Origin of the sequence: Salipiger sp. H15 (assembly GCF_040409955.1) — a bacterium.
Classification (GTDB): domain Bacteria; phylum Pseudomonadota; class Alphaproteobacteria; order Rhodobacterales; family Rhodobacteraceae; genus Salipiger.
This window is the reverse complement of the sequence record NZ_CP123384.1, coordinates 925,374-946,415: the sequence shown is the minus strand read 5'-3', so window position 1 is coordinate 946,415 and position 21,042 is coordinate 925,374. Positions and strand designations below refer to the sequence as shown.

General features: G+C 69.8%; 16 protein-coding genes. 12 read left to right on the top strand and 4 right to left on the bottom strand.

All coding sequences use genetic code 11. From position 1 onward, the window contains the following. The first annotated feature begins 97 nt into the window (after positions 1-97). The 7 genes from PVT71_RS04620 (at position 98) to PVT71_RS04590 (ending at position 6,993) form a co-directional block, all read left to right on the top strand. Entirely contained in the window at positions 98-595 is a 498-nt protein-coding gene (locus PVT71_RS04620; RefSeq protein ID WP_353473327.1) for a TRAP transporter small permease, read from the top strand. Beyond that, positions 595-1,875 (top strand): TRAP transporter large permease, encoded by a 1,281-nt coding sequence (locus PVT71_RS04615; RefSeq protein ID WP_353473326.1) that lies wholly within the window; start codon positions 595-597, stop codon positions 1,873-1,875. Before PVT71_RS04620 ends, PVT71_RS04615 begins: the two co-directional genes overlap by 1 nt. 79 nt (positions 1,876-1,954) lie before the next feature. Continuing rightward, on the top strand, positions 1,955-3,472 hold the full coding sequence (gene gpmI / locus PVT71_RS04610) for a 2,3-bisphosphoglycerate-independent phosphoglycerate mutase (RefSeq protein ID WP_353473325.1): 1,518 nt from the start codon (positions 1,955-1,957) through the stop codon (positions 3,470-3,472). Then, positions 3,469-4,581 carry a peptidase M23 gene (locus PVT71_RS04605; protein ID WP_353473324.1) on the top strand — a complete coding sequence of 371 codons (1,113 nt, stop codon included), beginning with the start codon at positions 3,469-3,471 and terminating at the stop codon, positions 4,579-4,581. Before gpmI ends, PVT71_RS04605 begins: the two co-directional genes overlap by 4 nt. Before the next feature lie 7 nt (positions 4,582-4,588). Further along, positions 4,589-5,953: a S41 family peptidase gene (locus tag PVT71_RS04600; protein ID WP_353473323.1), complete on the top strand. Its 1,365-nt coding sequence runs from the start codon at positions 4,589-4,591 to the stop codon at positions 5,951-5,953. A 126-nt stretch (positions 5,954-6,079) separates the two neighbouring features. Further along, positions 6,080-6,562, top strand: coding sequence for an RNA pyrophosphohydrolase (locus PVT71_RS04595; RefSeq protein WP_353473322.1), 483 nt, complete (start codon positions 6,080-6,082; stop codon positions 6,560-6,562). Beyond that, the gene (locus PVT71_RS04590) at positions 6,559-6,993 is read left to right on the top strand and encodes a hypothetical protein (protein ID WP_353473321.1); all 435 of its coding nucleotides are present in this window, start codon (positions 6,559-6,561) and stop codon (positions 6,991-6,993) included. The genes PVT71_RS04595 and PVT71_RS04590 overlap by 4 nt, the downstream gene beginning before the upstream one ends. Before the next feature lie 2 nt (positions 6,994-6,995). Here the strand turns inward: PVT71_RS04590 and PVT71_RS04585 are convergent, their stop codons facing one another. Together PVT71_RS04585 and PVT71_RS04580 are read right to left on the bottom strand one after the other, a co-directional pair. Next, positions 6,996-8,285, bottom strand: a complete 1,290-nt coding sequence (locus tag PVT71_RS04585; RefSeq protein WP_353473320.1) for a lytic murein transglycosylase — start codon at positions 8,283-8,285, stop codon at positions 6,996-6,998. Between the two features lie 131 nt (positions 8,286-8,416). Beyond that, positions 8,417-9,124 carry a YafY family protein gene (locus PVT71_RS04580; protein WP_353473319.1) on the bottom strand — a complete coding sequence of 236 codons (708 nt, stop codon included), beginning with the start codon at positions 9,122-9,124 and terminating at the stop codon, positions 8,417-8,419. Positions 9,125-9,230: 106 nt separating this feature from the next. Here PVT71_RS04580 and PVT71_RS04575 point away from each other — a divergent pair, with 106 nt between their 5' ends. Next, positions 9,231-9,941 (top strand): glutathione S-transferase family protein, encoded by a 711-nt coding sequence (locus PVT71_RS04575; RefSeq protein WP_353473318.1) that lies wholly within the window; start codon positions 9,231-9,233, stop codon positions 9,939-9,941. Here the strand turns inward: PVT71_RS04575 and rnr are convergent. Beyond that, positions 9,913-12,252: a ribonuclease R gene (gene rnr, locus PVT71_RS04570; RefSeq protein ID WP_353473317.1), complete on the bottom strand. Its 2,340-nt coding sequence runs from the start codon at positions 12,250-12,252 to the stop codon at positions 9,913-9,915. The genes PVT71_RS04575 and rnr overlap by 29 nt on opposite strands. 268 nt (positions 12,253-12,520) lie before the next feature. Between rnr and dapE the strand changes: the two genes are divergently transcribed. Further along, positions 12,521-13,672, top strand: coding sequence for a succinyl-diaminopimelate desuccinylase (dapE, locus tag PVT71_RS04565; protein WP_353473316.1), 1,152 nt, complete (start codon positions 12,521-12,523; stop codon positions 13,670-13,672). A gap of 15 nt (positions 13,673-13,687) precedes the next feature. On the opposite strand, the gene PVT71_RS04560 is transcribed toward dapE, so the two are convergent. Then, complete coding sequence (locus PVT71_RS04560) at positions 13,688-15,094, bottom strand: SLC13 family permease (protein ID WP_353473315.1); 1,407 nt, start codon at positions 15,092-15,094, stop codon at positions 13,688-13,690. Between the two features lie 296 nt (positions 15,095-15,390). On the opposite strand from PVT71_RS04560, the gene PVT71_RS04555 reads away from it, so the two are divergent. The 3 genes from PVT71_RS04555 (at position 15,391) to PVT71_RS04545 (ending at position 20,997) form a co-directional block, all read left to right on the top strand. Beyond that, entirely contained in the window at positions 15,391-16,572 is a 1,182-nt protein-coding gene (locus tag PVT71_RS04555) for an aminotransferase class I/II-fold pyridoxal phosphate-dependent enzyme (protein ID WP_353473314.1), read from the top strand. A 21-nt stretch (positions 16,573-16,593) separates the two neighbouring features. Next, positions 16,594-20,118 (top strand): DNA translocase FtsK 4TM domain-containing protein, encoded by a 3,525-nt coding sequence (locus PVT71_RS04550; RefSeq protein WP_353473313.1) that lies wholly within the window; start codon positions 16,594-16,596, stop codon positions 20,116-20,118. A gap of 297 nt (positions 20,119-20,415) precedes the next feature. After that, positions 20,416-20,997: an outer membrane lipoprotein carrier protein LolA gene (locus PVT71_RS04545; RefSeq protein WP_353473312.1), complete on the top strand. Its 582-nt coding sequence runs from the start codon at positions 20,416-20,418 to the stop codon at positions 20,995-20,997. Positions 20,998-21,042: the final 45 nt, after the last annotated feature.

Here is a 21,042-nt window from a genome sequence, read left to right as displayed (position 1 = left end):
CGCAACCTTTCCAAGACCTTGAAAGGCGCCCGGACCCCCGGGCGCCTCTTTGCAAGATAAGCCGCCCCACCGCCGCCAGCTGAACCGGAGATTGCCCATGCCCCTTCTCACCCTCCTGCGAAAGGTCGAGCGCACGATCCTCGTCGTGCTCTTCCTGACCATGGTGGCGCTGTTCTTCGGCTCCGTGGTGATGCGCGAGTTCGGCGGCACGATGGCCAGCCGCTTCGCCTGGATCGAAGAGGCGGTGCGGCTGATGAACCTCTTCCTCGTCTTCCTTGCGCTCGGCCTCGCGCTGGAGCGCGGCAAGCACGTCGGCATCACCAACCTGCGCGAGAAACTCCCCGAACCCGCGCGGCGCTGGCTGCTGCGGGTGATCGACACGGTGGGGCTGCTCTTCTCGCTCTACGTGGCGTGGCTCGGCGTGCAGATGGTGCAGTTCGTGCTGAAATCCGGCCAGACCTCGCCGACGCTGGGCATCCCCATGGGGCTGATCTACCTCGCGCCGGTCATCGGCTTCCTGCTGCTGGGGCTGCGCTACGGGCTCAGCCTCTTCGGCCTCATCGACCGCTTCGCGGCGCAGGCGGAGGCCGAGTGATGCTGATCCTGATCATCCTTCTCGCCGCGCTCCTGCTGCTTGCGGGCTTCGAGATGCTGCTGGTGCTGGGCGTGCCCGCGCTGGCCTACAAGGAACTCTTCTACGCCAAGCTGCCCGATCCGGCGATCGTGCAGAAGATCGTCGGCGGCATCGACCACACGACGCTGCTGGCCATTCCGTTCTTCATCTTCGCCGCCAACCTGATGGGTGCGGGGCAGATCGCGGCGCAGCTGGTGAACGTGGTGAAGGCGCTCGTGGGGCACACCCGCGGCGGCATCGGCCACGTGGTGGTGGGCGGCTCCATGGCCTTCGGCGCGGTCTCGGGCTCGGCCCCGGCGACGGTCGCGGCGATGGGCCGGATGGTCTATCCCGAGATGCGCCGCGCGGGCTATTCCGACAAGTTCAGCCTCGGCCTGCTGGTCGCCAGCGCCGAGACCTCGCTGCTGATCCCGCCCTCGATCACCTTCATCGTCTACGGCTGGATGACCGGCACCTCGATCTCGCGGCTCTTCGCGGGCGGGCTCGCCGTCGGCATCGTGCTCGGCCTCGCCTTCGCGATCTTCGTCTGGCTCGAGGCGGGCAAGGCCGGCGTGACTCGCGAGCCGCGCGTGCCATGGGCCGAGCGGCTTTGCGCGATCTGGCAGGCGAAATGGGCGCTCGGGATGCCCGTCATCATCCTCGGAGGCATCTACTCGGGGGTCATCACCCCGACCGAGGCGGCGGCGGTCAGCGTGGTCTACGCCATCGTGGTCGAGGCCTTCATCCTGCGCAGCCTGACGTGGTCCGACCTCTTCGCGATCACCGAGCGCAGCGCCATCAACACCGCGATCATCTTCGTGCTGCTGGCGATGGGCGGGCTGATCTCGTTCTTCGTGACGCTGGCGCAGGTGCCCGCCGGGATCATCGGCATGCTGGACTCTGTGGACGCGGGCTGGATCACCTTCCTGATGGTGGCGAACCTCTGCTTCTTCATCGCGGGCATGTTCATCGACCCGAACTCGGCGCTGCTGGTGCTGGTGCCGCCGCTCTTCCCGGTGGCGCAGTCGCTGGGCATCGACCCCGTTCATTTCGGCATGATCGTCACGCTGAACATCTCGCTGGGGATGATCACGCCGCCCTTCGGGCTCGACATCTTCGTCGCCTCCTCGACGCTGGGAAAGCCGGTGGCGCAGATCATCGGCGGGGTCTGGCCCTTCGTGGTGGTCAACATCCTCGTGCTGCTGCTGATCACCTACGTGCCGCAGATCTCGCTCTTCATCCCGAAACTGATCTTCGGCTGACGCGGCGCGCGGCGGCTCTCCACATCGCCGCGCGGCCCTGCTACACCTGCCGCAACATCGCGAGCAGAAGGGCCATGACATGACCACTCCGAAACCCGTTGTCCTGACCATCCTCGACGGCTGGGGGCTGCGCGACGAGACGGCGTACAACGCCCCGGCGCTGGCCAAGACCCCGACGATGGACCGGCTCTACGCCACCTGCCCGCATGCCAAGCTGACCACCTTCGGGCCCGAGGTTGGCCTGCCGACTGGGCAGATGGGCAACTCGGAGGTGGGTCACACCAACATCGGCGCGGGCCGCGTCGTGGCGATGGACCTCGGCCAGATCGACCTCGCGATCGAGGACGGGACCTTCTTCGGCAACGAGGCCATCCTCGACTTCGCCGCGAAGGTGAAGGCGGCGGGCGGCCGCGCGCACCTGATGGGCCTCGTCTCGGACGGCGGCGTGCACGGCCACATCACCCACATCAAGGCGGCGGTGAAGCTGCTGGTCGATCAGGGGCTCGAGGTGGTGCTGCACGCGATCACCGACGGCCGCGACGTGGCGCCGAAATCGGGCGAGGGCTTCGTGAGGGACCTTTCCGAAAGCCTGCCCGAGGGGGCCCGCATCGGCACGGTGATCGGCCGCTACTACGCCATGGACCGCGACAACCGCTGGGAGCGGGTCGAGACCGCCTATGACGCGATGGTGGACGGCAAGGGAGAGACCGCCCCCGACGCGGTCACCGCCGTTGCCCAGAGCTACGCGAAGGACAAGACCGACGAGTTCATCCCCGCCACGGTCGTCGGCGGCTACTCGGGGCTGAAATCGGGCGACGGGTTCTTCTGCCTCAACTTCCGCGCCGACCGCGCGCGCGAGATCCTCGCCGCCATCGGTGCGCCGGACTTCGACGGGTTCGAGCGGGAAAAGCCCGAGCTCTCGGCGCTGCTCGGCATGGTCGAGTATTCCGACAGGCACAACGCCTACATGACCACCGCCTATCCCAAACGGGTCATCGTCAACACGCTGGGCGAATGGGTGGCCAAGCACGGGCTGACGCAGTTCCGCCTCGCCGAGACCGAGAAGTATCCGCACGTCACCTTCTTCCTCAACGGCGGCAAGGAGACCCCGGAAGAGGGCGAGGACCGCTTCATGCCCAAATCGCCCAAGGTGGCGACCTACGACCTGCAGCCCGAGATGTCCGAGCCCGAGGTGGCCGAGCGCTTTGTCGACGCGATCGAGAAGGGCTATGACCTCATCGTCACCAACTTCGCCAACCCCGACATGGTCGGCCACACCGGCGATCTCGATGCCGCGATCAAGGCCTGCGAGGCGGTGGACGACGGGCTCGGCAAGGTGGTCGCGGCGCTCGAGAAGGTCGGCGGCGCGATGCTGGTGATCGCCGACCACGGCAATTGCGAGACCATGTGGGACGACGAGACGAACGGCCCGCACACCGCCCACACCACCAACCCGGTGCCGGTGATCCTCTTCGGCGGGCCCGAGGGCGCGACCGTGCATGACGGCATCCTTGCCGACGTCGCGCCGACGCTGCTGCAGCTGATGAACCTGCCGCAGCCCGGCGAGATGACCGGGACGAGCCTGATCGACAAATGAGAGCCGCCGCGCTGATCCTCTGCCTGATGGCGGGCCCGGCGCTGGCGCAGGCTCCGGGTGATGCCGCGCGCGCGGCGGCGCGGGCGCTCGAGGAAGCCTCGGTGCAGCTGTCGGAGGCCGAGACCTCGCGCGACCGCGTGAAGGCGCTGACCCTGACCGTCGAGGCCTACGAGGACGGGCTCGCCGCGCTGCGCGACGGTCTGCGCGAGGCCGCCATCCGCGAGACCGAGCTGAGCCGCCGCCTTGCCGCGCAGGAGGGCGAGGTGGCGCAGCTGCTGGGCGTGCTCTCGAGCCTCGGCACCACCGCCGCGCCCGAGGCGCTGCTGCACCCGGCGGGGCCGGTGGGCTCGGCGCGGGCGGGAATGCTGCTGGCGGCGGTGACGCCCGGGCTGGCGCAGGAGGCGCGCGACCTGCGCTCGGATCTCGACGAGGTGGCGCAGCTGCGCAGCCTGCAGGAAAACGCCGCGAAGACGCTGCGCGCGGGGCTCGCCGGGGTGCAGGAGGCGCGCACCGAGCTGAGCCAGGCGGTCGCCGACCGCACCGACCTGCCGATGCGCTTCACCGAGGACCCGGTGCGCACCGCCATCCTCATCGCCGCGACCGAAACGCTCGAGGGCTTCGCCTCGGGCCTGTCGAACATCTCGCAGGGCGAGACACCGAACACGCTGCCGCCGGTCGACGCGCGGCGCGGCGCGCTGCCGCTGCCGGTGCGCGGGCAGGTGCTGCGCCTGTCGGGCGAGGCGGATGCGGCCGGGGTCTCGCGCCCCGGCATCGTCATCGCCACGCTGCCGCAGGCCATCGTCACCACGCCCACCGCCGCCACCGTGCGCTATTCCGGCCCGCTGCTCGATTACGGGCTGGTGACGATCCTCGAGCCGCAGCCGGACCTGCTTTTCGTGCTGGCCGGACTCGACGAGACCTATGCCGCCACTGGGGAAATCCTCTCCGAGGGGGCTCCGGTCGGACTGATGGGGGATGCGGCAGGTGACAGCGCGTCACCGTCACGTGAAGCTTCCGGCGCTGGACGCACGGAAACCCTGTATATAGAGGTAAGAGAGGGCGACGCCCCCGTGGACCCGCTAGAATGGTTCGCCAGCGACAAGGGATGATCTGAGGATGAACAAGTTTCTGATGGCCGCAGTGGGCGGCACCGTGGCAGGCGTGGTGGCGACGACGCAGTTTGTCGGCCCGCTGCTCGCCCAGGAAGCCGAGAAGAACACCAGCGTCTATGAACAACTCGACCTCTTCGGCGACATCTTCGAGCGCATCCGCGCGCAGTATGTCACCGAGGTCGACGACAAGAAGCTGATCGAGGCCGCGATCAACGGCATGCTCACCTCGCTCGACCCGCATTCCAGCTACCTGCCGCCCGACGATGCCGCCGACATGCGCGTGCAGACCCGCGGCGAATTCGGCGGCCTCGGCATCGAGGTCACCCAGGAAGACGGCTTCGTGAAGGTCGTCTCGCCGATGGACGGCACCCCCGCCGCCGAGGCAGGGGTCCAGGCCGGTGACTTCATCACCCATGTGGACGGCGAGTCGGTGCTCGGCCTGTCGCTCGACGAGGCGGTGGACAAGATGCGCGGGCCGGTCGGCTCCGAGATCGTCATCACCGTGGTGCGCGAGGGCACGGATGAGCCCTTCGACATCTCGATCATCCGCGACACCATCACCCTGACCGCCGTGCGCACCCGCCGCGAGGGCGATACCGTGGTGCTGCGCGTCACCACCTTCAACGACCAGACCTATCCCAACCTCGAAGAGGGGCTGGCCAAGGAGATCGAGGCCGCCGGTGGCCCCGACAAGGTCAACGGCATCGTGCTCGACCTGCGCAACAACCCGGGCGGGCTGCTGACCCAGGCGATCAAGGTCGCCGACGCCTTCCTCGACAAGGGCGAGATCGTCTCGACCCGCGGCCGCAACGCCGCCGACGGCGAGCGCTACAACGCCACCGAGGGCGATCTGTCGAACGGCAAGCCGATGGTCGTGCTGATCAACGGCGGCTCGGCCTCGGCATCCGAGATCGTCGCCGGCGCGCTGAAGGATCACCGCCGCGCGGTGGTCGTCGGCACCAAGAGCTTCGGCAAGGGTTCGGTGCAGACGGTCATGCCGCTGCGGGGCGATGGCGCGATGCGCCTGACCACCGCGCGCTACTACACGCCCTCGGGCCGCTCGATCCAGGCGCTCGGCGTCTCGCCCGACATCGTCGTCGAGCAGCGTCCGCCCGAGCCGCAGGAGGATGAGGCCACGACCCCGGGCTTCGGCCGCTCCGAGGCCGACCTGCGCGGCGCGCTCGACAACGACAGCCTGACCGAGGACGAGATCCGCCAGATCGAGGAAGACCGGGCCAAGGCCGAGGAAGCCGCGAAGCTGCGCCAGGACGACTACCAGCTGGCCTATGCGATCGACATCCTGAAGGGCCTCAGCGTGCTCGGCGACGAGCAGGTGCTGATGCAGCAGGCGCAGGCGACCGACAAGTAAGGGAGTGATCCCGCAAGACCGGCAAGGCGCGTCCCGAGGGGCGCGCCTTTGCTTTTGCGGCGCCACTTCCAAATCCGCCCCTCGGGCGCTAGCGTGCGCCGCGACACACGAAGCAGGATGATGCCCATGACCCCCCAAGAGATCGCCGCGCTGCCCTACCGCCGCAACGTCGGCGTGATGCTCGTCAATGCCGCCGGGCACGTCTTCGTCGGCCAGCGGCTCGACAGCGAGATCCCCGCCTGGCAGATGCCGCAGGGCGGGATCGACAAGGGCGAGGCGCCGCGGGAGGCCGCCCTGCGCGAGCTTGAGGAAGAGATCGGCGTCAGCCCCTCGCTGGTCACCGTCGAGGCCGAGACCGACGGCTGGCTCGCCTACGACCTGCCGCATGACATCGTGCCGCGCATCTGGAAGGGCCGCTACAAGGGGCAGGAGCAGAAGTGGTTCCTGCTGCGCTTCCACGGCGAGGACGCGCAGGTGAACATCCAGACCGAGCACCCGGAATTCTCGGAATGGTGCTGGCTGCCGGCGGACGAGGTGCTGGGCCAGATCGTGCCCTTCAAGCGCCCGGTCTACGAGCGGGTGATCGCGGCCTTCCGGGACAAGCTGTGATCCGCAGCGCGCTTGTCGTCCTGCTTCTCTGGACTGCCGGGCCGGCCTTTGCGCTGAAGTGCCTGCCGCCGGACGTGGCGCGCGACGTGCGCGCCGCCGAGGGCGGGCAGACCGAGTGGATCGCGGTGAACGGGATGCTCGAGACCGGCACGGTGCCGCGCAGCGCGGGCGAGGTGCCGGCGCGGTTCTGGGGCTGGAGCCTCGGCAAGGGCGGGTTCAGCCGCCCCTTCGATGCGCACATCACCCTGCGGGTCTCGTGCTACGGGCCATGGTGCGGCAGCGCCGAGAGCGGCCCGATGGCGGCACTGCTGAAGCGCGAGGAGGGCCGGCTGGTGCTGATCGCCGACCCCTGCAACGCCAACCGCTGGCCGGAACCCAGCGCCCGCCAGGTGAAGGCGCTGGAGAAGAGCTGCGGCCCGGGCTGCCGCTGACCTCAGCGCAGCCGGTGCAGCAGCTCGAGCGAGGCGTAGCCGTCGGGCACCACGCCCACCGCCCGCTGGTAGTCGCGCAGCGCCTTGACCGTGTTCGGCCCGATGCGCCCGTCGGCCCCCGAGGGGTCGAAGCCCGCCTGCTTCAGCCGTACCTGCAGCTCCTTGCGCTCGTCGCTGGTCAGCGCGCGCTCGTCGTCGGGCCAGCTCGAGTGGATCGGCGCACCGCCCATGATCCGGTCGCCGAGGTGCCCGACCCCGATCACGTAGGCGTCGGCGGCGTTGTAGCGCGAGATCACCTTGAAGTTCTTGAAGGTCAGGAAGGCCGCGCCCTTGTAGCCCGCCGGCAGCAGCAGCTTGGCCGCGCCGAAATCCTGCACCGCGCGCCCGTCCATGCCGACCACGCCCAGCTTCGCCCAGTCCGAGGGCATGCGGTCGGTGCTGCCCGCGAGCTCGTAGTCGAAGCCGCGCGGCAGCTGCACCTCGACGCCCCAGGGCTGGCCGTGGATCCAGCCGTTCTCGGCAAGGTAATGCGCGGTCGAGGCCAGTGCGTCGGCGGGGTTGTCCGACCAGATGTCGCGCTTGCCGTCGCCGGTCCAGTCCACCGCCAGCGCGCGGTAGGACGACGGGATGAACTGCGTGTGCCCCATCGCCCCGGCCCAGCTGCCGGTCATCTTCTCGGCGGTGGTGTCGCCGTCCTGCACGATGCGCAGCGCGTCGATGAGCTGGCCCTCGAAGAAGGAACCCCGCCGCGAGCCGTAGGCCAGCGTCGCCAGCGCCGGGATCACCGGATGCGTGCCGCGATGGGTGCCATAGGCGCTCTCCATGCCCCAGATTGCCAGCACCACCTGCCGGTCGACGCCGTAGCGCGCCTCGATCTGCCGCAGCAGCTGGTCATTGGCCGCCAGCGCCGCGCGCCCGTTCTCGATCCGCGTGTCCGAGACCGCCGAGCCGAGGTAGTCCCAGAGCGTCTTGGTGAACTCGGCCTGGTTGTTGATCTTGTGCAGCGCGTCGGCATCGAGCGCCACGTTGCGCAGCGCGGCGTCGAGCGTGCGCTCGCCGATCCCCTCGGCCCGGGCGCGCTCGCGGAAGCCGCCGAGCCAGCGCGCGAAGTCCTGCTGCACCTCGCTCGAGGGCACCACCTGCGCCACCGGCGCCGGCGCCGCCGCGGCAAAGGCCATCGGGCGCAGCGACGGGCGTTGCGAGATCACCGGGGCGGTAAAGTCGTCTATGCGCTCGGCCTGCACCTGCGTGGCCATGAGGCACAGCGCGAGGCCGGAAAGGCTCCGTTTCATCTGGGGTCACCTACTGCTCGTGTTCTTATTGCCTGAAAGGCTACCCCGGACCGGCCGATTTGCGAAGGGCGCGCGGCGATCACTTTTCGCACCATCGGCGAGACCTCGCGGACCTCGCGCCCGCGCGGCCCTCAGAGCTGGATGGCGCAGCTGCCCCGCTCGGCCTCCATCCGCGCCATGAAGGCGCGCAGCATCGGCACGCGCTCGGGGCGGAAGAAGGTGCCCAGCACCTCCATCGCGGCCATCCGGTCGAGCCGGAAGGTGCGGTAATCCTCGCGCAGCAGGCACCAGGCGATCAGGCAGTGCGAATTGTCGAGCAGCAGCAGCGACAGCGGCTTCACCTCGCGCTGCGTCGCGGCGCCCTGAGCGTCGCGGTAGTCGAAGCGGATGTGCCGTTCTTCGCGGCAGGCGCTGCGCAGGAGTGCCGCGTCGATGGTGGGCGGGGCAGGGGGCGAGAAGCGGTGCGCGGTCAGCACCGCGTGGCGCAGCTGGTGGGCCTGCCGCTCGGGCAGGCGGGCGCGCAGCTTGGCCAGCGCGTTGCGCGCCGAATGCGCCAGCGCCGGGTCGGCCAGCGCCGCGACCTCGCGCAGCCCCAGCACCAGCGCCTCGAGCTCGTCCTCGTCGAAGGAGAGCGGCGGCAGGTGCGGATCCTCGATCAGGGTGAAGCCGTAGCCCGCCTCGCCGTCGATCACCGCGCCGAGCCCGCGCAGCGCGCCGATGTCGCGGTAGAGCGTGCGTTCCGACACCCCCGTCTCCTGCGCCAGCGTGGCGGCGGTGACGGGCGAGGGCAGGCGGCGCATCGCCTGCATGAGCTGGAAGAGGCGTAGGGTGCGGGACATGGATGCGATCATCCTGCACCCTGCTGACAGTTTCCGGCAAGAGCCGCGGCTAGGGTCCGAGGGGCCGGCACCCCATTCCCTTCCAAGTCCCGAAAAGGACCTTCCCATGCTGACCCTGATTTCCTTCCCGCCCGCCCTCGGCGAGCCCTCCAACAGCCCGTTCTGCGTCAAGGCCATGCTGCTCCTGCAGATGTCCGGCGAGGACTGGGAGCCGCGCTTCGTGCCGATGCCCGAGGGGCCCTACGGCAAGCTGCCGGTGCTCGAGACGCCGCAGGGCACGGTGCCGGACAGCGCCCTCATCCAGCGCTGGCTCGAGGCGCGCGGCGCCGATTTCTTCCCCGGTTTCGACGCCGCCGCGCGCGGCATGGCCCAGGCGGTGATGCGCATGGCCGAGGACAGCCTCCGCCCGCACATGGCGCATGACCGCTGGCTCGACGCCCGGGTCTGGCCGCGCTTCTTCCCCGAGGTGTTCAGGGGCATGCCCGAGGGGCTCGAGGCCAAGGTGCAGGAGGGCCAGCGGCAGGGCATGACGTGGCTGGGCATCGCGCGCTACTCGGAAGAGGACCGCTGCGCGCTGGCCTCGATGGACATGGACGCGCTGGTGGCGGTGCTGGGCGAGGGGCCGTGGCTCTTCGGCGCGCGGCCCACGGCAGCGGATGCCTCGGTGCTGCCGGTGCTGAGCATGATCGACCGTCTGCCCGGCGACACCGCGCTGCGCCGGGCGCTGCGCGCGAGGCAGCCGCTCATGGACTACGTCGCGCGCGGGCGAGAGGCGCTCTACGCGCCGCTCAACGCTCGGCTCTACGTGTCCGGCTGACCTTGCGGGCGGTCTTCTCGTCCTTCTTGCGGGCCTGCACGTCCTTGCGGCGCGCGGGTCCGCCCTTGCCGCCCGGGCCCTTGGGTCCCTTGCCCTTCGGCCCGCCCGGCGTCTTCTTGAAGCGCCCGAAGCCCGCGGGCTTGCGGCTGCGCGGCGCCTCGATCTGCTCGCCCGCAAGCTCCAGAAGTTCCAGCCCGATGCCGCCGGTCACCGGCGTGACGTCCACCAGCTTCACCTTCACCCGCTGGCCGAGCGTGATGAGCGTGCCGGTGTCGGCCCCCATCAGCGTGCCCGCGTCGCGATCGAAGTGGAAGAACTCGTTGCCGAGGTTGCGGATCGGCACCAGCCCGTCGGCGCCGCTCTCGTCGAGCTTCACGAAGACCCCGAACTTGGCGATGCCGCTGATCCGCCCGCCGAATTCCGCGCCGACGCGCTCGGACAGGTAGGAGGCGAGGTAGCGGTCGGTGGTGTCGCGCTCGGCCATCATCGAGCGCCGCTCGGTGTCCGAGATGTGCTCGGCGGTCTGCTGCAGCCGCTCGATGTCCTCGGGGCTCAGCCCGTCGTCACCCCAGCCATGCGCGGTGATCAGGCCGCGGTGCACGATGAGGTCCGAGTAGCGGCGGATCGGCGAGGTGAAATGCGCGTAGTTGCGCAGCGCGAGGCCGAAGTGCCCGAAGTTCTCGGGGTTGTAATAGGCCTGCGTCATCGAGCGCAGCGTGGCGAGGTTGATGAGCTCGGCATCCTCGCGCCCCGCCGCGTCGTGCAGCAGCTTGTTGAGATGCGAGGTCTTCAGCACCTGCCCCTTGGCCAGCGTCAGCCCCGAGGCGATCGCCGTCTCGCGCAGCGCGTCGAGCTTCTCGGGCGGCGGCTCCTCGTGCACGCGGAAGAGCAGCGGCACGCGCTTGGCGATCAGCGTCTCGGCCGCGGCGACGTTGGCGAGGATCATGAACTCCTCGATCAGCTTGTGCGCGTCGAGCCGCTCGACGAAGTTCACCGAGGAGACGGTGCCGTCCTCGGCCAGCACGATCTTGCGCTCGGGCAGCTCCAGATCCAGCGGCTGGCGCCGCTCGCGGGCCGCGCGCAGGGCGTAGTAGGCGTCGTAGAGCGGGCGGATCACGTCATCCAGAAGCGGCCCGGTCTTGTCGTTGGGCTGCCCGTCCATGGCCCGCTGCACCTCGGCGTAGTTGAGCGAGGCGGGCGAGCGCATCAGGCCGCGCACGAAGCTGTGCGAGCGCTTGTTGCCCTCGGAATCGATCACCATGCGCACGGCGATGCAGGCGCGCGGCACGCCCTCGTGCAGCGAGCAGAGATCGCCCGACAGCCGGTCGGGCAGCATCGGCACGACGCGGTCGGGGAAGTAGCTCGAGTTGCCGCGCTTCTTGGCCTCGCGGTCGAGCTGAGAGCCCGGCAGCACGTAATGCGCCACGTCGGCGATGGCGACCCAGATCACGTGGCCGCCGGGGTTCTTCGGATCCTCGTCGGGCTCGGCGTAGCAGGCGTCGTCGTGGTCGCGCGCATCCGAGGGGTCGATGGTGACCAGCGGCAGCTCGCGCAGGTCGGTCCGGCCCTTGAGCCCGGCGGGCTTCATCCGGTCGGCCTCTTCCAGCACCTTCGCGGGGAAGTCGTCCGGGATGCCGTGCTGGTGGATGGCGATGAGCGAGACCGCCCGCGGCTCCGAGGGATCGCCGAGCCGCATCACGATGCGCGCCTTCGGCAGCCCCATGCGCGAGGCGCGCGGCCCGGCCTGCTCGGCCTCGACCAGCTCGCCGTCCTTGGCGCCGCCCATGGCGTCGGGGGCGACCAGCCATTCCTTGTCGGCGCCCTTGTCGATCGGCACGATCCGCCCGCCCTCGGGGCTCTTGCGGAAGATGCCGACGATCTTGCGCGGGCTCACGCCGATCTTGCGAATGAGCCGCGCCTCGTAATTGTGGTCGGCCTCGTGCACCACCTGCAGCTTGGCAAGGATGCGGTCACCCTCGCCGAGCGCCGGGTCCGAGGCGCGCAGCACCAGCAGCACGATGGGCTCGACACCCTCGCCGTGCCATTCCAGCGGCTGCGCGAAGAGATCGCCGCTCTCGTCCGGCGCCTTGACCTGCAGCACCGACACCGGCGGCAGCCGGTCCGGGTCGCGGTACGTCTTGTGCCGCTTCTCGAGGTGACCCTCGGCCTCGAGCTCCTTGAGGATGCGCTTGAGGTCGATCCGCGCAGAGCCCTTGATGCCAAAGGCCTTGGCGATGTCACGTTTCGCGGTCTGGGTCGGGTGCGCCATGATCCAGTCGAGGATCTCGGCTTTCGAAGGCAATTTGCTCATGCCGCAGCCGTAACACGCGCCGCCGTCAGCGTCATCGCGATTCTCGCCGGCCCGGTGCTGCCCGACGCCGCGCCCGTGGCACCGGAGGGATATGCGTATTTGAAAAGAGAAGAAGCCCCGGGACACGCGCGCCCGGGCGTTCTGGCAGGTCAACATATCCGCGGGGGGAGGCGCCGCGGGCGCGTGGCGGCGGCGCGCCGTCCTCATCGCGTTTGCACGCGCGCGCGCCGCGCTGTAGCCAAGGGCAAACCACACCGGAGTTGCGCTCATGACCATCCAGCCCACCGATCCCGTCCAGTTGACCGCCGACCTCATCCGCTGCCCGTCGGTCACCCCCGAGGAGGGCGGCGCGCTGGTGTTGCTGCAGGGCCTGCTGGAAGCGGCGGGCTTTGCCTGCACGCGGGTCGACCGGGGCGGCGTCGCCAACCTCTTCGCCCGCTGGGGCGAGAAGGGCCACGCGAAGAGCTTCGGCTTCAACGGCCATACCGACGTGGTGCCGGTGGGCGATCTTGCCGCCTGGACCGTCGATCCCTTCGGCGCCGAGGTGAAGGACGGGATCATGTACGGGCGCGGCGCGACCGACATGAAGTCCGGCGTCGCCGCCTTTGCTGCCGCCGCCATCGACTTCGTGCGCGCGACCCCGCCCGAAGGGGCCATCGTGCTGACCATCACCGGCGACGAGGAGGGCGACGCGGTGGACGGCACCACGGCGCTGCTCGATTACATGGACGCCGAGGGCGAGCGCATGTCGATCTGCATCGTCGGCGAGCCGACCTGCCCCGAGGAAATGGGCGACATGATGAAGATCGGCCGCCGCGGCTCGATGAACGCGCATTTCACCATGACCGGCAAGCAGGGCCACTCGGCCTACCTGCACCGCGCGCTGAACCCGATGCCCGCCATGGCGCGGCTGATGGACCGGCTGTCCTCGCACGTGCTCGACGAGGGCACCGACCATTTCGACCCCTCGACGCTGGCGGTGGTGACCATCGACACCGGCAACCCGGCGACCAACGTCGTGCCCGCGCAGACCCGCGCCACGCTCAACATCCGCTTCAACGACATCCACACCGGCGCCTCGCTGTCGGACTGGTTGCGCGCCGAGACCGCCAAGGTCGACGCCGAGTTCGGCACCCGCACCGAGGTGAAAATCAAGATCTCGGGCGAGGCCTTCCTCACCCCTCCGGGGCCGCTCTCGGAGCTGGTGGCGAAATCGGTCGAGGCCGAGACCGGGCGCATTCCCGAGCTCTCGACCACGGGCGGCACCTCGGACGCGCGCTTCGTGCGGCACCACTGCCCGGTGGTCGAGTTCGGCCTCGTCGGCAAGACGCTGCACCAGGTCGACGAGAACGTCGAGGTGGCGCAGATCACCCAGCTGAAGGCGATCTACACCCGGATGCTGCGCGACTACTTCGCCTGAACCGGGGCGCCGGGCTCAGAGCCAGCCCAGAAGGCGCCACCACAGGAAGTCGAGCGGCAGCAGGATCACCACGGTGATCAGCCCCAGCGGCAGGATGAGACGGGCGAGATGCGAGAGCCTCTCGCCCGAGAGCTGCATCGCCACCACCAGCGGCGCCACCTGGTAGGCGAAGAACAGCGTCGAGAAGCCCAGCACCTGGGTCATCAGCACGGCTTCGATCCCGAAGCCGCTGGCCTGCGCGAGATCGGGCGCGAGCGGGGTCAGCACCGCCGGGACGCCGGGGTTGGTGGTCAGCATCGCCGTCAGGATCGCCATGCCCGCCAGCGACATGTAGTTGAGGAAGTCCTGCCCCGGCTCGAGCGGCAGCACGCTCTGCAGCGCCGCGCCGACGACCGCGCCCAGCCCCGAGCCCTGCACCACCGCGCCAAGCGCCAGCGCCCCGGCGACAAAGAGCAGCATTCCGAAATCCACCGCCTGCCGGAAGGCGGGGGGCGCCACCACGCCGACGCCCGGCAGCAGCAGCAGGATCGCGGCGCCCATGCCCACCCATGCGGCGTTGATCCCGTGCAGCCGGTCGGTCATCCACAGCGCCAGCGTCACCAGCAGCACCAGCGCGACGCGGATCTGCGCGCGGGTCTCGGTCGGCGTGGCCCCGGCGCTGGCCTCGTCGGCGGGCGCCAAGGCCGGGGCGCTGGCGGTGGCGGGGAAGAGCCGCAGGGTCAGCGCGACGATCAGCGCCGCCTTCACCAGCCCGAGCACCGGGTAGTGCAGGGCGAGGTACTCGAAATAGCCGAGCTGCACGCCGAGGATCGTGTCGGCGGCGCCGGTCAGCACCATGTTGGGCAGGTTCGAGGGCAGGATCGCGCAGCTCGGCAGGTTACAGCCCGTCGCCAGCACCACGGCGATGCCGATGCGCCCGCGCGAGCCCCGCGCGAAGCCTGCCCGGTCCGCCAGCGCCATGCCGATCGGCACCAGCACCACGGCGCGGCCCATCGACGAGGGCATGACGAAGCCGAGCGCCATGGCCAGCAGCATCAGCCCCGACAGCAGCCGCGCGTAGGAGCCGGTGAGCGCCGGGGCCATGCCCCGGGCCAGCCGGGCGGCAAGGCCCGAGCCGGAGATCGCCTCGCCGATCACGAAGCCCGAGATGATCAGCCAGCTCGCGGTCGAGGTGAAGCCGGAGAAGACCACCGCCGGCGTGGCCAGCCCGGGCATCAGCAGCGCGGTGAAGAAGATCAGGCTCGCGAGGTAGCCCGGCACCAGTGCCGTGGACCAGAGCGTCAGCGTCACCAGCACGATGCCGAGGATGCGCCCCTGCTCGAGGCTGAGCGCCTGCGGCGGCGCCCAGCCGAGCCAGACCGCGAACGCGATCATCGCGCCGAGGAAGAGCGGTTTCGGGGCGATCTGGACGGCGGATTTCATCGCTCTCTCCTGCTCGTTTCCGCAGCGTCCGCGTCCGTCCGGATGCCCCTGCGTCAGGGGCGCGATTCGCGCTTTGCGGGCTTGGCTGCGCGCGGCCTGCCGCCCTGCGCTAACCCTCGGGGGCGTCGAAGGAAATCCTGGCGCTCCCGTGGCGGCGCGAAAATTTTGCCGCGTTGCGACATTCCTGCCACGGCCCATCCGCTGCGTGGAGTTGCGGTAGACGAACCGCGCTGCCTTGCGTATCCTCACGGCAAAACGGGGCGCTTACGATCCCGACTTACAGAGGCAGTACTGGCATGTTCCCCGAACGGTTTTCGAACCTTCCGGCTTACGCGTTTCCGCGCCTGCGGGCGCTGCTCGATTCCTTCGAGCCGGGCGGCGAGGTCATCCACATGACCATCGGCGAGCCCAAGCATCCCTTCCCGGCCTTCGTCGGAGAGGTGCTGGCGGCGCATGTCCACGAGCTCGGCAAATACCCGCCCAACGAGGGCACGCTGGAACTGCGCGAGGCGATCGCCGGCTGGATCGGGCGCCGCTACGGCGTGAGCGTCGATCCCGACACCCAGATCGCCACGGTCAACGGCACCCGCGAGGGGCTCTACAACGCCGCGATGGCGCTCTGCCCCGAGACCAAGAACGGGCAGCAGCCGGTGGTGCTGATGCCCAACCCCTTCTACCAGGTCTACGCGGTCGCCACGCTCTCGGTCGGCGCCGAGCCGGTCTACGTGAACGCCACGCCCGAGAATGGCCACCTGCCCGATCTCGCGGGCCTGCCCGAGGAGCTGCTGGCACGCACCGCGCTGGTCTACCTCTGCTCGCCCGCCAACCCGCAGGGCGCCGTGGCGGACCGCGCCTACTGGGAGACGCTGATCGCGCTTGGCGAGAAGCATGATTTCCAGATCCTCGCGGACGAGTGCTACTCCGAGATCTACCGTGGCGAGGCCCCGGTGGGCGCGCTGCAGGTGGCGACCGAGATGGGTGCGGATCCCGAGCGCGTGGTGATCTTCCACTCGCTCTCGAAACGCTCGAACCTGCCCGGGCTGCGCTCGGGCTTCGTGGCGGGCGGGCCCGAGAGCCTGCGCCGGATCAAGCAGCACAAGTCCTTTGCCGGCGCGCCGCTGCCGCTGCCCATCCAGCGCGTCTCGGAACGCGTCTGGGCGGACGAGGCGCATGTCGAGGAGAACCGCGCGCTCTACCTCGAGAAGTTCGAGCTGGCGGACCGCATCTTCGGCAACGTGCCGGGCTACATGCCGCCGCGCGCCGGGTTCTTCCTCTGGCTGCCGGTCGAGGATGGCGAGGACGCGGCGCTGAAGCTCTGGAAGGAGACCGGCGTGCGCGTGCTGCCGGGCGCGTACCTCTCGCGCGATACCGAGGCGGGGAATCCGGGGAAGGGGTTCCTCAGGGTGGCTCTCGTGGCATCCCGCGAGGAAACCGAACGGGGGCTGACCCGGATCCGGGACTGCCTGTACGGGCAATAAGAAAAAACGACGAGGCGAGCGATGGCATATCAGGTGAAGGGGCGTGACCCGCTCTTCGACAGCAACATGCAGGCCGCGATCGAAAAGCGGGGCAGGGAGCTGGGCGGCATCGCCCTGATTTTCCTCGGCCTCTTGGCGGCGGCGATGATCGGCTCCTACACGCCGGACGATCCGTCGTGGCTCTCGGCCACCGACGCGCCGGTGCAGAACTGGCTCGGGCGGCTCGGCGCCTCGATCGCCGCGCCGCTGTTCATGATCGTCGGGCTCGGCAGCTGGGGCCTCGCGCTGGTGCTGCTGGTCTGGGGCGTGCGCTTTGCCCTGCACCGCGGCGACGAGCGCGCCGTCTCGCGCGTCGTCTTCGCCCCGATCTGGATCGCGCTCGCCTCGGTCTATGCCGCCGGGCTCACCACCGGGCCGGAATGGACCCACAGCTTCGGCCTTGGCGGGCTCTTCGGCGACATGATGATGGGCACGGCGCTCGGCATCCTGCCGCTGAGCGCTGGCTTCGGGCTGAAACTGCTGACCGTGCTGCTGGGCGGCGGGCTCTTGGCGATGGGGGCCTTCGTGCTCGGCTTCACCAAGCCCGAGCTGCAGGGCGTGTCGCGCTTCCTGCTGGTCGGGTTGATCATGTCCTACGCCTCGCTGCTGTCGGTGCTGGGCCGCGGCGCGGGGGGCGCCATGGCCGCCGCGCAGAAGGCGCAGGCGGCGCATTCCGATCGCCGCGCCCGCCGCGCCGAGGAGGCCGCCGAGGCCGAGGCCTGGGCCAACACCCGCTACGGCGACACCGAGGCGGAAGACGACTACGACTACGAGGAGCCGCAGCACCACTACGCGCCCGAGCCGCCGATCCGGCGCCCGGTTGCCGCTCCTGTGGCCGCGCCCGCCGTCCATGCCGCGCCGCAGGTCTCGCGGGTGCGTCGCGCCGCGCCGCCGCCGCTCGAACTGGAGCCTGAAGAGCCCGAGCTGCTCGACGAGGACGACGCCTATGCCTACGCGCAGATGCAGGCCTGGGAGCAGGCCGCGGCCCCCGTGCACGCGCCCGCCCCGACGCCGATTCCGCGCCCCGCGCCCGAGCCGGTGAAGAAGCCGGGCCTGCTGGCCCGCATCACCCGCCGCGCCGAGCCTGAACCCGAACCCGAAAATTATGACGACGAGGTCGAGCTCTTGCCGATCGAACCCGACAACGGCGAGGACCGGATCCGCGCCAAGATCGCCCACGCGGTGAAGAGCCGCAAACGCCCCGCCATCCCCTCGTTCGGCAGCGCCAGCCGCACCGAGGACCCCAGCAAGCCGCTGACCAAGGGTCGCGGCCGTGGTCCGGCGCCGCTGATCTACAAGCCGACGCAGCTCCTGCGCGCCGAGCCGCCGCTGACCGCTGCCCAGGCGGCGCAGGCGCTGCCGCCCGAGCCGCCGCTCACCGCCACCCGCGCCGCGGTGCCGGGATCGCGCGCCGTGCCGCCCGCGCCCGAGCACATGCCCGCGCCCTCGGTGCACCAGGGCCATGGCCGGAGCTCGGGCCCCGCGCCCTTCACCCATGCCGAGGATCCCTATGCCGCGGCGCAGGGCTTCGACGATTTCCGCGACTTCGACGATTACGGCGATTACGGCGACGAGCCGGCTCCGGCGGCCCCCGCCGCCTACCGCGCCCAGCCCGTCCTCACCGCGACGCGCCACGCAAGCCCGGCGCCCGCCGTGCAGGCCTATGCCGAGGACGCTTACGCCGAGGATGACTACGTCGAGGATGACTACGCCGCGGACGACTATTCCGACGACGGCTACGGCGAGGACGAATACCGCGACGCCGGCTACGGCGAGGACGTGGGCGGCGATTTCGACATCGACGACGAGGACGACGGCTACGACGTGCAGAGCTGGTCGGCCGAAGGGGGCCACGGCGGCATGGCGCGCCCGGCGATCCCCGTCGCGCAGCCCCGCAAGGTCGTGCAGAAGCCCGAGCCGCGGGTGATGCAGCCGTCGCGCCGCGCCCAGGCCGAGGCGCAGCCGTCGCTCGGCTTCGACCACCGCGCCATCGACTACGAGCTGCCGCCGCTGCACCTGCTGGCCAGCGCCGACAACATCGAGCGACACGTGCTTTCGGACGAGGCGCTGGAAGAGAACGCGCGGATGCTGGAATCGGTGCTCGACGATTACGGCGTGAAGGGCGAGATCGTCTCGGTCCGCCCCGGCCCCGTGGTCACCATGTACGAGCTCGAGCCCGCCCCGGGCCTCAAGGCCAGCCGGGTGATCGGCCTCGCCGACGACATCGCGCGCTCGATGTCGGCGCTCTCGGCGCGCGTCTCGACCGTGCCGGGCCGCTCGGTGATCGGCATCGAACTCCCGAACGACAAGCGCGAGATGGTCTCGTTCCGCGAGATCCTCTCGAGCCGCGACTATGACAACGGCACCCAGCGCCTGCCGCTGGCGCTCGGCAAGGACATCGGCGGCGATCCCGTGGTCGCCAACCTCGCCAAGATGCCCCACCTGCTGATCGCCGGCACCACCGGCTCGGGCAAGTCGGTGGCGATCAACACGATGATCCTGTCGCTGCTCTACAAGCTCACCCCCGAGGACCTGCGGCTGGTGATGATCGACCCGAAGATGCTGGAACTCAGCGTCTACGACGGCATCCCGCACCTGCTCTCCCCCGTCGTCACCGATCCCAAGAAGGCCGTCGTGGCGCTGAAGTGGGTCGTGGGCGAGATGGAGGACCGCTACCGCAAGATGTCCAAGATGGGCGTGCGGAACATCGACGGCTACAACGGCCGCGTCGCCGAGGCGCTGAAGAAGGGCGAGATGTTCAAGCGCACCGTCCAGACCGGCTTCGACGACGAGACCGGCGAGCCGGTGTTCGAGACCGAGGAGTTCGAGCCGCGCCGGATGCCCTACATCGTCGTCATCGTCGACGAGATGGCCGACCTGATGATGGTCGCGGGCAAGGAGATCGAGGCCTGCATCCAGCGCCTCGCGCAGATGGCGCGGGCCTCGGGCATTCACCTCATCATGGCGACGCAGCGTCCCTCGGTGGACGTGATCACCGGCACGATCAAGGCCAACTTCCCCACCCGGATCTCCTTCCAGGTGACCTCGAAGATCGACAGCCGCACCATTCTCGGCGAGATGGGCGCGGAGCAGCTGCTCGGCATGGGCGACATGCTCTACATGGCCGGCGGCGCCAAGATCACCCGCTGCCACGGTCCCTTCGTGTCCGACGAGGAGGTCGAGGAGGTGGTGAACCACCTCAAGGCCTTCGGTCCGCCGGAATACGTGTCGGGCGTGGTGCAGGGACCGGATGACGAGAAGGCCGAGAACATCGACGCGGTGCTGGGCCTCAACACCGGCGGCAACACCGAGGGCGAGGACGCGCTCTACGACCAGGCCGTCGCGATCGTGATCAAGGACCGCAAGTGCTCGACCTCCTACATCCAGCGCAAGCTCGGCATCGGCTACAACAAGGCCGCCCGGCTCGTGGAGCAGATGGAGGAAGAGGGCGTTGTCTCGCCCGCGAACCACGTCGGCAAGCGCGAGATCCTCGTTCCCGAGCAGTGAGCCCCATCCCCGCGCCGCGCTTCTGGCAGGTGCCGGGCGGGCGTATTTGAAAAGAGAAGAAGCCCGGGAGTGCGCGCTCCCGGGCTTTTCTTTCGTGTCGGAATGTCCTTGCGGAAGCCGCCCGTGGCGGAGGGGGCGGCGCGCGGGTTCTGGGCGGAGCCACGCCGCCCGTGGCGCGCCGGGGCTTTGATCGGGCCGCGGGCTGCCCTAGATAGGCATCGACGCCTGCCTGCTATCGCATATCCGCGGCGCGGCATGCGACAGATCGGCAGATCCCGAGCAGAAGGACCGAAACCTATGATCCGCACTCTCATCGCCGCGCTCACGGCGCTTGTGCTCACCACGCTGCCGGCCGCGGCGCAGAAGCTCTCGCTGGGCGAGGTGTCCCAGTACCTGAACTCGATCCAGTCGGCGAAGGGCCAGTTCACCCAGATCAACAACGACGGCTCTATCTCGACCGGCACGATCTCGATCAAGCGTCCGGGCAAGGTGCGCTTCGAGTACAACCCGCCGGACCAGGCGCTGGTGCTGGCCTGGGCGGGGGCGGTCTACGTCTTCGACAAGAAGCTGGGCGGCCAGCCCGAGACCTACCCGCTGAGCCAGACGCCGCTCTCGATCATCTTGGCGCAGAACGTGAACCTCGGCCGCGCCGGCATGGTGACCGGGCACGGCTACGACGGCACCGCCACCACGGTGACCGCGCAGGATCCCGAGCATCCCGACCGCGGCTCGATCCAGATGAAGTTCACCGGCAACCCGGTGCAGCTGCGCCAGTGGGTGATCACCGACGGCAACGGCTCGAAGACCACGGTGGTGCTGGGGGCGCTGGACAATGCCTCGCTGCCGAACTCGATCTTCGACGTGAACAACGTGAAATGAGCCCGCAGGGGGAGCCTAAAAGGCGAAGGCCGGGCGATCTGCCCG

What these genes read in the sequence shown, in the direction of transcription:
- PVT71_RS04595 (WP_353473322.1), top strand. Translation starts at nt 6,080, where the DNA reads ATGACCCCCCAAGAGATCGCCGCGCTGCCCTACCGCCGCAACGTCGGC.
- dapE (WP_353473316.1), top strand. Translation starts at nt 12,521, where the DNA reads ATGACCATCCAGCCCACCGATCCCGTCCAGTTGACCGCCGACCTCATC.
- PVT71_RS04605 (WP_353473324.1), top strand. Translation starts at nt 3,469, where the DNA reads ATGAGAGCCGCCGCGCTGATCCTCTGCCTGATGGCGGGCCCGGCGCTG.
- PVT71_RS04620 (WP_353473327.1), top strand. Translation starts at nt 98, where the DNA reads ATGCCCCTTCTCACCCTCCTGCGAAAGGTCGAGCGCACGATCCTCGTC.
- PVT71_RS04600 (WP_353473323.1), top strand. Translation starts at nt 4,589, where the DNA reads ATGAACAAGTTTCTGATGGCCGCAGTGGGCGGCACCGTGGCAGGCGTG.
- PVT71_RS04550 (WP_353473313.1), top strand. Translation starts at nt 16,594, where the DNA reads ATGGCATATCAGGTGAAGGGGCGTGACCCGCTCTTCGACAGCAACATG.
- PVT71_RS04545 (WP_353473312.1), top strand. Translation starts at nt 20,416, where the DNA reads ATGATCCGCACTCTCATCGCCGCGCTCACGGCGCTTGTGCTCACCACG.
- gpmI (WP_353473325.1), top strand. Translation starts at nt 1,955, where the DNA reads ATGACCACTCCGAAACCCGTTGTCCTGACCATCCTCGACGGCTGGGGG.
- PVT71_RS04560 (WP_353473315.1), bottom strand. Translation starts at nt 15,094, where the DNA reads ATGAAATCCGCCGTCCAGATCGCCCCGAAACCGCTCTTCCTCGGCGCG.
- PVT71_RS04555 (WP_353473314.1), top strand. Translation starts at nt 15,391, where the DNA reads ATGTTCCCCGAACGGTTTTCGAACCTTCCGGCTTACGCGTTTCCGCGC.
- PVT71_RS04580 (WP_353473319.1), bottom strand. Translation starts at nt 9,124, where the DNA reads ATGTCCCGCACCCTACGCCTCTTCCAGCTCATGCAGGCGATGCGCCGC.
- PVT71_RS04615 (WP_353473326.1), top strand. Translation starts at nt 595, where the DNA reads ATGCTGATCCTGATCATCCTTCTCGCCGCGCTCCTGCTGCTTGCGGGC.
- PVT71_RS04575 (WP_353473318.1), top strand. Translation starts at nt 9,231, where the DNA reads ATGCTGACCCTGATTTCCTTCCCGCCCGCCCTCGGCGAGCCCTCCAAC.
- rnr (WP_353473317.1), bottom strand. Translation starts at nt 12,252, where the DNA reads ATGAGCAAATTGCCTTCGAAAGCCGAGATCCTCGACTGGATCATGGCG.
- PVT71_RS04585 (WP_353473320.1), bottom strand. Translation starts at nt 8,285, where the DNA reads ATGAAACGGAGCCTTTCCGGCCTCGCGCTGTGCCTCATGGCCACGCAG.